Genomic DNA, 12,849 nt, shown 5'->3' on the forward strand with positions numbered 1-12,849 from the left:
CGCCCGGCCCCCAGCGCACGGGTGTACGCCCGGACACCCGCCCCGACCGGCCGGCCGTCGTCCGGCACGATCTCGCTCTCCCGCAGGCCGGAGGGCGCCATGGGACGTCGGCGTAAGCGGCCAGCCCGGCGGCGGGCTACAGACGGTTCTCCATCCAGTAGCTGAGCAGGCTGGCGGCGGCCAGTCCGGCGCCGTAGGCGAGACCGCGGACGAAGTGCCCGGCGGCCAACGGCGCTGCCTGCGAGTCCACAGGCAGCGCCGGGAACGGGATGGCCGGCCGACAGGCGGTGTAGGGGTGGTCACGAGCGGGCCCCTTTCTGCGGGCACAGCGAGGGGAGCCTTCCCGGGCAAGGACGGTGCCCTGGGCGGGCTCCCTTCTGCGGCTGCTTTGCGGTCAGTGGCTGGTGAGCTCACGCAGCCGGTCGGCCAGACGGCGGTCGGGCGGCGGTCGGGCCGGCACAGCAGGCCGTCGTCGTGCAGGTCGTCGGCCAGGCGGTCGACTTCTTCCTTCAGCCCGCCGATGGGTACAGCCCGGTGGGCACCGAGGCGGGCGCTGTAGCCGGCGAAGTTCCCCAGCACCTCGATCAGCTTCGCCCTGTCACTGGCGCTCAGGTCCCTGCCGTCCCGGTCGGCCAGGATGCTTCCGACCTGATCCCGCCAGTACACCGCTTCCCGCAGCTCCCCGCTGATCAGGTGCTGAAGGCGCAGGCAGTAGGCCGCTACGCCCTGGCCGGCGCCCGCAGCGAATCCCCACCCCGTGGGCGTGTTACGCGATTTTGTTTGCGGGGTTGTGCTCGGACGCGGCAGGCGACCGGTTCGTCGGTGAGTAGGGCGCGTGTATGCACTGTGGAGTGAGATCAGGCCATCTCTTGCGCCATTGATGACCCCGTTCTCCCCCTCATGCACACAAGATCCACACCAGGAGATCACGGAACCTCCTTGTGGAGTCGGGTTCTTCCTGCCCTCTTCGGGGAGTGGCTCGTGCGGCGGCTTCAGGCCGGCATCCTCGTACGCCCGGAAGTGAACGTCTGTACGAGCCTGCCGGTGTATGGGTAAGGTAAAGCCGCGCATGACCGGATCATGACCAATCCGCGTCCGAGCGCGCATCATTCAGCGACCGGGGGAACACCGTCGCTCACGGGGAGAGGCTGCTTCACCATGCCGTCGTACCGGCCGTCCGTACGCGCCGACCAGTAAGAGCGCTCTTCTCTCCCGGATCGTCGGCTCCGCCCCGGCGCGCCCCCTTTGAGGAAGAAAGGGACGCTCTTTTGCGCTCCAAGCCTTGGTTCCGCCTGCGCGGATCACGAAGACCAGGGAAGTTCAGCTCCGCCGTAACGTCGGTGGCCGCGCTGGCCGTTGTGGCGGGTGTCGCGGTTCAGCCGGGTGCGTCCCGGCTGCACGCGGAACCGGCGGACGATTCCTACCCCTGGTACCAGGACACCTCCGCCGAGCAGTTGCGGCAGGACCAGTGCCTGATGGCCGACGTACTGCGGCTCGGCGGGGCGTCGATGGCCGCGACCGCGCAGGACGGGCTCAACCAGCCCGCCGACAAGCTGCATGCCCTGGCCGACCGGGACCACTGGGAGAAGACGCCGCTGGCCGTGGCGTACCAGAAGGACCGGGACGCGGCGAGCAAGCAGATGGACGATCTCGCGGCCCAGCGGGAGGGCTGGAAGAAGCCTCTCGACGGCCTGGTGACCCCTGGCGGTTTCACGGACGCGGCGTTCCACTGGCCGCCCGGCACCAGTGGCGATGGGCAGAAGTCGTTCGACGAACAGACGGGTCTGGGCAAGTGGGTCGCCGACCGGTTCTGGGCGAACGACGACGACTTCTACCAGGACGACACCCCGAAGGCCGACGAGGCGGCCCTCAAGGCCGTCGACGCCGTGGGCAACCCGCTCTACGGCAAGGACCCCGACCCGGCCGGGACGACGCAGCAGGAGTGGAACCGGGCGCTGGCCGAGCACAACGCCTTCCAGTGGATGCACGGCGGCCCGGCCACGAACGCGGGCGCCGACGACGCTCGCATCTTCCTGTCCTCCGGCGGTTTCCCGCGCACCGCTCCGCAGCCGGGAACACCGGAGTACCGCATCGCGGTGGAGGACGTGAAGTCCCGGTTCGCCGCCTGCGGTTGGCGTGACCCGCTGGACCCGGACAACGTGCTGGGCGACATCACGTCCACCGCGGCCGGCGAGTGGCAGCAGGAGGTCTCCTCCCAGGCCACGCAGCGCAACCAGATCCTGGACGCGAACAAGACCACCGTCGACGCCCTGGCCAAGGGTGCGAAGGCGCTCAGCGACATGCTCGGGCACTCCTGGGTCGCCGACCACCTCACGCGCTGGCAGGACTACTGGTCCCCCGGCGGCATCGGCTGGATCGGTGACTCCTCGATGGTGATGCGGGTGGAGGCGGCCAAGGGCAAGTGCCTGGACGTCCAGGACAGCGGGACGGCCAACGGAACCCCGGTGCAGATCTACACCTGCAACAACAGCGCCGCCCAGGAGTGGAAGCTCGGGGGCCTGTACGACGGCGGCTACGCCCTGTACAACACCAACGCGCGCAAGTGCCTGGACGTGAAGAGCGGCGACAACGCCAACGGCACGAAGATCCAGCTCTGGACGTGCAACGGCAGCTCCGCGCAGCAGTGGCGGTTCGACCTCCGCGCCGCCGGCGAGCTGCACAACGCCGCCACGGACAAGTGCCTGGACCTGCACACGTTCACCAACGGCAACGACGCCCAGCTGTACACGTGCAACGGCACCGACGCGCAGAGGATCCGCATCGTCCCCCAGGGACATGACGGCACGGACAAACTCGGCTACCCGGACAAGGCCCAGTTCACCAAGGCCACCGCCGGCGTCTCGGCCGCCCAGGCGGGCGCGAAGAAGCAACTGACCGTCTTGCAGACGCAGTTGACGGCCGCGCAGAAGGCCGCAACCGGCTCCGACACCGCCCTCCAGAGCGCCTACGGCATCGCGGACGCGGGCGGCGCCCCGCGCGGGCGTGGTCTGCTGGTGGGGCAACAGAAGGCACAGGTGACCCGGGGTGCGGTGGCCGCGCTCCAGGCGATGGAGAAGGCCGGTGAGACCGCCGAGGCCGCCACCCGTGCCTCCGCCGGCGACAGCGCGACCATCGCGCAGCGGGCCCTCGCCCAGGCCGCACAGGTCAAGGCGGAGTTCCGCAAGGCGGCCGCGAAGGCAGCCGAGGAGCAGGCCAAGGCAGCCGCGGATGCGGCGAAGATCCATCGTGACAACGCCAAGGCGGACAAGGAGACCGCGGAGGCCAAGCTCGCGGTTGCGGTGAAGGCGGAGGGTGATGCGAAGGCGGCCGCCGCCGACGCCCACGCCAAGCGGCTCGACGCCGAGGCCCAGGAGAAGACCGCCAAAGCGGAGAAGGAGACGGCGGCCGCGAAGCAGGCCGAGGCCGCCAACGACAGGAAGAGCGCCGAAGCCGAGGCGGGCAAGGCCAAGGACGCCAAGGACAAGGCCGACGCCGCCGAGAAGACCGCCGCGGACAAGCGGGACGCGGCCGTCACAGCGCGCGACCACGCCAAGGCCATGCGAGACGACGCCTGGGACGCCGAGCAGAAGGCGGACGCCGCCCGCGCCAAGGCCGACGCCAAGGACGCCTACGCCGACAAGGTCGCCTCCACAGACGCGGCCGGTGCCGCCCGCGCCGCGGCGGACGCGGCGGACAAGGCCGCCGACGACGCCGGGACCGCCGCGGGCAAGGCCCGCGCGGACGCGGACGCCGCCACCCAGGCGGCCGCCGACGCCGACGCGGCCGCCACACGCGCCGAGGCCGCCGCCAAGCGCGCCCGCTCCGACGCCGACGCCGCCCAGGCCGACAAGCTGAAGGCGAACTCGGCCGTCAAGACCGCCACCAGCGCCGCCGCCGACGCCATCAAGGCCTCCCAGGACGCCGCGAGCGAGGCCCGGGCCGCGGTCAAGCTGGCCGACGAGGCCGAAGGCCACGCCAAGGACGCCAAGTCCCAGGCGGACGCCGCGAACACCGAGGCCGGCAAGGCACTGGCGGCGTCGGCGAAAGCCGCCGGCTACGCGCATGTCACCGCCCAGGCCGCCGTGGACGCCGGCAAGGCCGCCGCACAGGTCGCCAGCCCCGCCAACGACGCCGTCCAGCTCGGCTCCCCCTATGTCGACACCGACTCCGCCGCCGGCCTGGTCGTCCTGACCGGGCAGGCCTCCAAGTCCATCGCGGACCAGCAGCAGGCCGTCGCCGACGCCCACGCCAAGAACGCCCAGGCCCAGGCGGATGCCGCCAAGAACATCGCCGACCAGGCCAAGGGCGACGCCAAAGAGGCCTACCAGCACGCGGCCAACGCCGCCCAGTACGCCGCCGACGCCCGCACCTACTCCAAGGACGCCCTCGGCTACGCGGCCGACGCCGCCAAAGCCGCCGCCGCAGCCCAGGAATCCCTCGCCCGCACCATCGACTACGACAAACAGGCCACCGCCGACGCCGCGGCAGCCGACACGGCGGCCGGCAACGCCGAAGGCTACGCCAAGGACGCCCGCGCCTCGGCCGACACCGCCGAACTCGACGCCGACGCCGCCCGCTCCGCAGCCGCCCAGGCCGAACAGGACGCCAAGGACGCCCGCGCGGCGGCCGACCGCGCCGACACCGCGGCAACCGAGGCCGAACAGGCCGCCAGGGACGCCGACAAGTACGCCAAGGACGCCCAGGACGCCGCCGACAAGGCCGAACGCCAGAAGGCCAACCAGCAGGTGCAGACGGGCGCCGGGACCGGGGTCGGCGGGGTGTTCTCCGTCATCGACGACATCAAGCAGGACGGCGATCCGGAACAACTGCCCAACGAATGCCACGGCATCGACTGCAACACCCTGGTGTACCTGGCGCACTTCGACGCCGTCGTCAGCTACTACCTGTGCCTCAACCCGGACGTGCCCGCAACCCAGACCGGGTGCCCACCAGAAGACACCGTCTTCCTGAAGACGGTGACGGTCAAGGGCCTGAGCAAGAAGGTCAAGATGTCCGCGTGGGACGTGACCGTCGAACTCTGGACGGGCATCGCCAAGTCGATCGTGGGCGACTTCACCGGCTGCTACCACAAGCTCAGCGGTGACGGCGACGGCAGCCTCGGCGACTGCGCCTGGGCCGCCACCTGGCTCCCGCTCGGCGGCCCGCTCGGGAAGATCGCCGAGGCGATCCGAGGCGTCGACGCCGCCCTGCGCTCCGGGGAAGGGATCGCCGACGCACTGAAAGCCCTGAAAACCCTCGACGTCGACGCCGGAACGCTGGCGGACATCGAGCATTCGGTCGACGTGTACGAGGAAGCGCGAACGGCCTGCACGATCAACAGCTTCCCCGGCACCACCCAGGTGCTCCTCACCGACGGCAGCCGCAAGGCGCTGCGCGACGTGCACACCGGTGACCTGCTGCTGGCCACCGACCCCGCGACAGGACACGCCCAGGGAGAACCGGTCACCCGGACGTTCCACCACACCACCGCCGACCTGGTCGATGTCACCCTCACCGACGGCGGACACCTCACCAGCACACCCGGACACCGCTTCTACGCCACCGGCCGCGGCTGGACCCTCGCCTCCGAGCTGCGGCGCGGAGACACCCTGCGCGCTCCCGACGGAGCCGTCCGCACCGTGACCACCCTGCACGACCGGCACGAAGCGGCACCCCGGACGGTGTACGACCTGACCGTCTCCGGCCTGCACACCTTCTACGCAGTCGCCGGCAACAGCCCGGTCCTCGTCCACAACTGTGACAACCTGGCATTGGACGAAAGCCAGTTCCCCGACGCACACACCCTCGCCGAGCACGTGCGGCCGGACGAGAAGGGCGCCAAGGACCTGTCTGAGTACAAAACGCGGAAGTACGGCAAGCCCACGGCGAACAGCGTGTGGGTGGATGAAGCAACGGCACAGAAGGTCCTCGACTACGCTTTGGACCAGAACGCCAGCAGGATCACCAAGTGGATGCGGACGCAGGGCGGCTCGAGCGAGCTGACATTGAGAGGGGCCTTCGGAACCGGGGGATCTTCCCTGGGCAAGGTCTACTGGGCGGACCGGCCCACTGAGGACGCCGGCAACAGGTTTTTCCTCAAGCTGGTGAAGGCGCCCAGGGGCCGGGGAATCCCCAAGCACCCCCGGGGCTACTACGTGCAGACGTTCTATCCGATGTGAGGGAGGTGCAAACAGTGCAGCGGTTCACAGAGTTCGACTTCGGCGTCTCGTGGGTGATGGGCTTCTTCCATCAGGACTGGTGCTATGACGGGCCCACGGCCGCCGACGTCGTTGCCAAGAACCTCGCCGACGTGGATGACGAGTATGTCCTGGCCGTCCGACGCGATGCCCAGACGCTCCTGGACGGGCTTGCCTCCAAGACACTGGAGGTGTTGTGGGACGCCGGTGCAGACTACATGCCCGCCTTCGAGCGGGTTGGGGGAGGAGCGGAGTGGACGCGGACGGTCGTCGGCCTGTGTGATGCCCGCCTGTCAGTGAAGGCGGACGTACCTCCTCTGGTCGGAGCGGACACGGAAGACGGTGCGACCCAGTTGGATGCGGTCCTCGCCGAGATACACGAAACACGGTTCCTGGAGGCCGACGTGCGGGCGGCGCTCATCGACTGCGCCCGCCGCTGCACTCCGGAGCTGGCCTTTCGGCTGTTGCTGCGGGCCATGACGGTCGCCCGTGGCGGGACGCTGATTCCGGAGCAGTACGCGCGGCTCGAGACCATCGGGTCGGCCCTCCACTACGGCGAGTTCGTGGTGGACTCAGTCCAGTTTCTAGTCGAAGCCGAGAGTCGGCCCTAACAGAGCCCAGGCCCGTTACAGGACCGCTGCACCACAGGTGCAGCGGTCCTTCCGCGTTGGCCGATCAGAGACACACGTACGCGGTCTGCCATGCGAGGCGATCTGATCGTCCAGCCGCATGACGCAACTTCCGGAGCACCTGCCTCGTCCGGAAACTGCCGACCCCCGGTTCCCAGCTACCGGCTGCCAATGACGCTGGCGGCACTGACCGAGGCCGCACCGTCAGATAAGGCCGCAAGCCTGGCAGACGAGGGCGTCGTGCAGGTCGAGGCGTCGTTCCCAGCGGACGGCCAGGCGCTTGAAGTGGTGCATGAGCGAGAAGGTCTGCACGTTGCGGTCACTGGCGCTATACCGGTAGGCCCGGGCCAGGGCGAGCCGACGTGTCTCGTAGCTCTGCGCCTTGTCGTACTCGCCGGTGAGGAGGTAGACCTCGGCGATGTTCCCGAGCAGCAGAGAGATTCCGAAGCTGTCAGCTCCTGGGGCGTCGAGGATCTCCAGGGCGCGGAGATAGCCGGCGAGGGCCAGGTCGTAGTGCTTCCTTCGGAAGTGGTGGGTGCCGATGTTGCAGTGCATGGTGCCGATGCGTTTGCGGTCTCCTTCCTCCTGGGAGATCGTCAATGCCTCCTCGTAGCAGTCGAGCGCCTCAGCGTTTCTGCTCTGGTAGCTGAGGACCATCCCCAGATCGCTCAGCGCGTAGGCCTTGCTGTGGTCGTCACCCATTCGACCGAATAGCTCCACTGCCTGGCGTAGGCACGATTCCGCCTCGCTCAGGTCGGCGTCGGGCCGGCGGCGCTCCAGTTCGGCGCAGGCCCATCCCACGTCGCACAGCGCCAGCCCCTCGGCGGCGCGGTTGCCCGCCTTCCGGGCCGACTCCACGGCCGCCCGACTGATTCGGGCGCTGTCGGCGATTCTGCCGCTCTCGCCGTAGATGCGTCTGAGAAGCGGCCTGTCTGCCAGGCTGCGTCGTGAAGGCCGGAGTCGGCGGCGGCGTGGACGATGTGCTCCAGTTTGGTCTCCTCAGCCGCCAGCCATGCCAAGGCAGCGTCGTGGGAGTCGAACAGTGCCGGATCACTACGGCACTGCACCGTGGGTGGATCCACCACCTTCTGAAGCGCAGTCATCGCGTTGTAGACACTGCGCGCGTACCAGGATGTGATCCGGGCAAGCGCCGACTCCGCACCGCCTCGCCAGCCAGTCCCACAAGGTCGAGGGCGTAGGCGCGGAGCAGGTCGTGCAACTCGAAGCGCTCGCTGCGACGTTGCTGCAACAGGTGCTCGTCCAGGAGCAGTTCCAGTGTCTCGGTGGCCTCGCCGATGGTGGTGCCCGACAGTGCGGCGGCAGCCGGCGCGCTGAAGTCCGGGCCCGGGAGAAGTCCGAGCAACCGGAACAGCTGCCGTGGCCCGTCCAGGAGCGTTTGGTGGGAGACGTCGAACACAGGGCGGATCGCGCGTCCGCCAGCGCGAATTGCCTCCAAGCGACCGGCTTCAAGGTGGTCGGCTAATTCGGCGAGGCTCCAAGCCGGACGAGAACGGAGCCGGGCCCCGGCGAGGCCGAGAGCGAGCGGGAGGCGATCGCAGGATCGGACGATCCGCTCGGCCGCCTCGGGCTCTGCGGTCACGCGTTCGCGACCTGCGATGCGGACGAGCAAGTCGAGTGATTCGGCTTCGGAGAACGTATCGAGCGGGTGCGAGGAAGCGCCGTCGAGGCCGGCCAGGCTGCGGCGGCTGGTGATCAGCACCAGGCAGCTGGGACCGGCCGGAATCAGATCGCGGACCTGGTCCTCGTTGGCGGCATTGTCGAGCAGAACCAGCGCGCTGCGGTCTCGGAGCCGGTCTCGGTACATCGCTGCGCGCTCGTCCCTATCCGCGGGGATCTGTTGTGCGGGCACGCCGAGCTGTCGCAGGAATGCCTCCAGGATCGCGGAGGGGTCTGCGGGCGGCAGGTCGGGGTCGAAGCCCCGCAGATCGACTCGAAGTACCAGTTGCTGGCGGCCCAGAAGGGGGAGCTAACCCCGCGGGCGCGGGGACGACCGGGTCGAGGGGGACGTAGGCGTCCATGGCGTCGAGCTACCCCCGCGGGCGCGGGGACGACCGCACGTTGTGCACGGCGGGCCCGAGCGGGTTCGAGCTACCCCCGCGGGCGCGGGGACGACGGCGCGGGCGAACCGCGCGGCCACGGCCTGCGCGAGCTACCCCCGCGGGCGCGGGGACGACTGTACGGGGCGGGCACGGTGCTCCTGACGACCGGAGCTACCCCCGCGGGCGCGGGGACGACGGAAGGCGCCGAGCCCGGCCGCCCCCAGGGCGGTGAGCTACCCCCGCGGGCGCGGGGACGACTGAGTGTCTAGGGTGATCGTAGTGAAGAGCTGGGAGCTACCCCCGCGGGCGCCGGGACGACGCTCTGGCTCCATGGCTCCCCATCATGCACTACGAGCTACCCCCGCGGGCGCGGGGACGACCGGCAGCCCGCCACGATCAACAAGATCGACGTGGAGCTACCCCCGCGGGCGCGGGGACGACGCCCCGACGAAGGCCGCGAAAAGCTCCTCGGCCGAGCTACCCCCGCGGGCGCGGGGACGACGGCATGCCGGGGCTGTAGGAGACGGTGGTGGGGGAGCTACCCCCGCGGGCGCGGGGACGACTCGTTGGCGATGAGGTAGAGGGAGTCAATGCGGGAGCTACCCCCGCGGGCGCGGGGACGACGCGGTCACGGTCCCGGCCAACGCGGCGACCCGGGAGCTACCCCCGCGGGCGCGGGGACGACATGCCTCCCCACCCGCAACCCCACTGTGACACGGAGCTACCCCCGCGGGCGCGGGGACGACCGCGGCATGGCCGCCTCCGTCGCCGGGGTCTCGGAGCTACCCCCGCGGGCGCGGGGACGACCACCTGCGTTCACCCGCGGAGATGCGTCAGCTCGAGCTACCCCCGCGGGCGCGGGGACGACGTATCACCGGCCCCGCGTTCGTCCTGCGCCGCGGAGCTACCCCCGCGGGCGCGGGGACGACCGACCCGGGACCGGCCACGCCGCCGTACTGGACGAGCTACCCCCGCGGGCGCGGGGACGACTCCTGGTACACCTTCACCGTGAGCGTGCCCGGGGAGCTACCCCCGCGGGCGCGGGGACGACGGGGGCTAGGGCCGTAGCGCAGCGAAGGCCCGAGAGCTACCCCCGCGGGCGCGGGGACGACATCCAGTGGGACTGGGACAACCAGGGCGAGGCGGAGCTACCCCCGCGGGCGCGGGGACGACCCCCCCGGAGGCATCACGGGAGAGGAGCTACCCCCGCGGGCGCGGGGACGACGAGGTGGGCGCGCTCGCGGTAGACGTTGCGGACGAGCTACCCCCGCGGGCGCGGGGACGACTCCTGGCTCGTGCGGGGCAGCGTGATGCCCACCGAGCTACCCCCGCGGGCGCGGGGACGACGGTCTGCATCAGCTGACCCATGGCGGAGAAGGCGAGCTACCCCCGCGGGCGCGGGGACGACTCGCTGCCACCGTGCACCACGCCGGGGGATCCGGAGCTACCCCCGCGGGCGCGGGGACGACACGGACACCATCCAGGACGAAGCCACCGGCTACGAGCTACCCCCGCGGGCGCGGGGACGACCACGTCGGTGGGCATGGAGGTTGCGGAGGGGCGGAGCTACCCCCGCGGGCGCGGGGACGACCAGACACCACCGCTGGCAAAGGGCTTAGCGATCGAGCTACCCCCGCGGGCGCGGGGACGACACACAACGACCGTGGCACAGGCGCTGACGGACGGAGCTACCCCCGCGGGCGCGGGGACGACGAGGGACAAGAGGTGGTGTGCCCGGAGGCCCTGGAGCTACCCCCGCGGGCGCGGGGACGACGAGAACAGGCCGCCGATGTCGCCCAGGGCCTGGGAGCTACCCCCGCGGGCGCGGGGACGACACTTCATGACCTGCAGTGTTGTCAGCCGGTCAGGTCATTTTGCTTTGCCTCGTTCGTCGGCCGCCATGGTTGTCCGCTCTGGCGTGGACGGGCTATTAGGGTCAGGCCGTCGAAGTCGACGGGTGTCCAGCGGTTGCGGCCGGCGGTGCGGACGGACCAGCCCTGTTCTGTGGCCGCCGGTTCAATCATGACGGCTTGGCCATCCTGGATGCGTTCGGCGAGGACACTCCCCAGGCGGTCGCGGATGCGGGGGTTGGGGTTTCCGACGTAGACGCCTGCGGCCACTTCGACGAACCATCGGGTGAGGTGTCCCCGGAGCCCGGGTGGGGCCGCGATGAGGACGATCACGGTCGTCCTGTCGCTCACGGGGCACCTCCCTCGGGGGTGGTGTCGGTGGGTTCCGGGATGACGTCGAGGTGGTGGACAGAGCCCCAGTTACGGCCGCTGCTGACGACGGTGTTGCCGTTACTCCAGAGGGCGCCAAGGTCCTCGTCGGGCAGTTCGACTCCGTCGGGGACGAGGAGTTGCTTAATATCGGCGACGATGTGGGGCAGGAGTTTGCCTCGCACGGCTACGTCCCGAAGGGCTGTACGCGCGTCACGCTCGGAGGTCAGGCCCTGCGCGCAGAGGTCGAAGGCGAGGGGGATGGTGAACTCGGCCTTGTAGAGGTCGGCGATGTCCAGGACGAAGGAGAGGGCGTTGCCAGTGTGGACGAAGCCGAGGGCGGGGCTGGCGCCCAGCCCGGTGATCGCCGCGTGGCAGATGCCGTAGAGGGCCGAGTTGGCGGCGGACAGGAGCCGGTTGACGTCGTCGCCGGCGGCGAAGGCGTCACCTGGCTTGTACTCGCGCTTGGTCCAGGGCACTCCGGTCCGCTCTGCGTGCTGGGCATAAAGCTTGCGGATGCGGGTCCCTTCGCGTCCGCGGAGCTGCTGGAGGGTCAAGCCGGTGGTGTCTTCGCCGGGGAAGCGCATGTCGTACATGCGGCGGGCGACGGCGACTCGTTCCTTGGGACGGGTGACCAGCCAGGCCTGGCGAAGCTGGAGCTGGGAGCCGCGCGCGGTGCTGGTGCCGGTGGCGTAGAGGCGCACGCCCTGTTCGCCGACCCAGCACACGGCGGTGCCGGAGTCGGCGAGCAGGGTAACGGCGGGGTGGGTGATCCGGCTTCCGGGGCCGATGAGGAGGACGGCGAGCCAGGCGGCCGGGACGTGGACGGTGCGCGTCTTGTTGACCAGGACGATGGCGTTGTCGTCCCGGTCGATGTGGCAGCGTTCGGCATAGAGGCTGGAGATGCGGTCCTCGAGCCTGTGCACGTCCTGTGATCCGGTCCGCCACCAGGGGTCAGCCATGCTCGTCCTCGCTGGTGCGGAGTGGGGCGAGGGTGAGCAGGCCCTGTCCGTAGCCCTTGGCGGGGCCGATCCCGCCGAGGAGGCTGGCGCGCAGCGTGTCGGGGTCGGTGACGCGCAGGCGTCCTTCGTACGTGACGGTGGACAGGGTGACGCGTGGGCCGTCGGGGCTTTTGTGGAAGCGGAGGATGTCGCGGCTGACGATGGTCACCGCGGGTCCGGCGGACAGGTTTTGCCCTTCGGTCTGCAGGCTGGGGGCGGGAGGTGTGGTGGTGGCGTCGGGGATGCTGAAGCCGTGGCGTTCGCACCGTTTGAGGAGCCATTGGAGTTGCTGGGCTGCGGTGCGGTGGGCGACGCGGAAGCCTCGGTGCCGGCTGCCGTTGTCGGCTCCTTCCTTCAGGCGGGTGGCCTGTTGCTCGCTCGGCCGGGTGGGGCGGGGGACGCTGTGGACGGGGTTGGCGGTGATGCGGAAGGCGAACTCGCGGCCGCGGGTGATGCGCTCGAGGAGGGGCGTGTAGTCGGCGATGAGCGGGGTGCCTCCGTCGGCTCGGGGCCAGCCAGCGTCGTCGACGAGGTGTGCCCAGGAGGGGCGGCTGTTGGTGAGGACGAGGATGTCGGCCCGGTGGGGGGTGGTGCTGTCCAGGCGCCACAGGACGCGTTCGGTGACGGGCTGTACGGCCAGTCCGGCCAGGATGGCGGCGTGCAGGCGGTGTGGGCTGGAAAGCAGGGCCGTGGCGGCACGGCGGCGGGGGTTGAGGGCGATTTTTGACAAGTAGGGCATCTGC

At 70.4% G+C, this 12,849-nt stretch carries 7 protein-coding genes and 1 CRISPR repeat array; of the genes, 2 read left to right on the plus strand and 5 right to left on the minus strand.

What is annotated here, in order from left to right; translation table 11 throughout:
• Positions 1 to 1,340: 1,340 nt before the first annotated feature.
• The gene (locus tag ACZ60X_RS33360; protein WP_469606558.1) at positions 1,341 to 6,179 is read left to right on the plus strand and encodes a ricin-type beta-trefoil lectin domain protein; all 4,839 of its coding nucleotides are present in this window, start codon (positions 1,341 to 1,343) and stop codon (positions 6,177 to 6,179) included.
• A 14-nt stretch (positions 6,180 to 6,193) separates the two neighbouring features.
• Entirely contained in the window at positions 6,194 to 6,808 is a 615-nt protein-coding gene (locus ACZ60X_RS33365; protein WP_469606561.1) for a hypothetical protein, read from the plus strand.
• Positions 6,809 to 7,030: 222 nt separating this feature from the next.
• On the opposite strand, the gene ACZ60X_RS33370 is transcribed toward ACZ60X_RS33365, so the two are convergent.
• From ACZ60X_RS33370 to cas6e, 5 genes are all read right to left on the minus strand, one after another.
• A complete protein-coding gene (locus ACZ60X_RS33370) occupies positions 7,031 to 7,684 on the minus strand; it encodes a tetratricopeptide repeat protein (protein ID WP_469606564.1) in 654 nt (217 codons plus the stop codon).
• A 241-nt stretch (positions 7,685 to 7,925) separates the two neighbouring features.
• On the minus strand, positions 7,926 to 8,651 hold the full coding sequence (locus ACZ60X_RS33375) for a hypothetical protein (protein WP_469606567.1): 726 nt from the start codon (positions 8,649 to 8,651) through the stop codon (positions 7,926 to 7,928).
• 159 nt (positions 8,652 to 8,810) lie between these two features.
• Positions 8,811 to 10,721: a CRISPR direct-repeat array (repeat unit 28 nt; unit sequence GAGCTACCCCCGCGGGCGCGGGGACGAC).
• Between the two features lie 21 nt (positions 10,722 to 10,742).
• Positions 10,743 to 11,087 carry a type I-E CRISPR-associated endoribonuclease Cas2e gene (gene cas2e / locus ACZ60X_RS33380; protein ID WP_469606570.1) on the minus strand — a complete coding sequence of 115 codons (345 nt, stop codon included), beginning with the start codon at positions 11,085 to 11,087 and terminating at the stop codon, positions 10,743 to 10,745.
• Positions 11,084 to 12,067 (minus strand): type I-E CRISPR-associated endonuclease Cas1e, encoded by a 984-nt coding sequence (gene cas1e, locus ACZ60X_RS33385; RefSeq protein WP_469606573.1) that lies wholly within the window; start codon positions 12,065 to 12,067, stop codon positions 11,084 to 11,086. The genes cas2e and cas1e overlap by 4 nt, the downstream gene beginning before the upstream one ends.
• Positions 12,060 to 12,845 (minus strand): type I-E CRISPR-associated protein Cas6/Cse3/CasE, encoded by a 786-nt coding sequence (gene cas6e, locus ACZ60X_RS33390; protein ID WP_469606575.1) that lies wholly within the window; start codon positions 12,843 to 12,845, stop codon positions 12,060 to 12,062. Before cas6e ends, cas1e begins: the two co-directional genes overlap by 8 nt.
• Positions 12,846 to 12,849: the final 4 nt, after the last annotated feature.

The sequence above is a fragment of the Streptomyces sp. NPDC104106 genome, assembly GCF_055584345.1.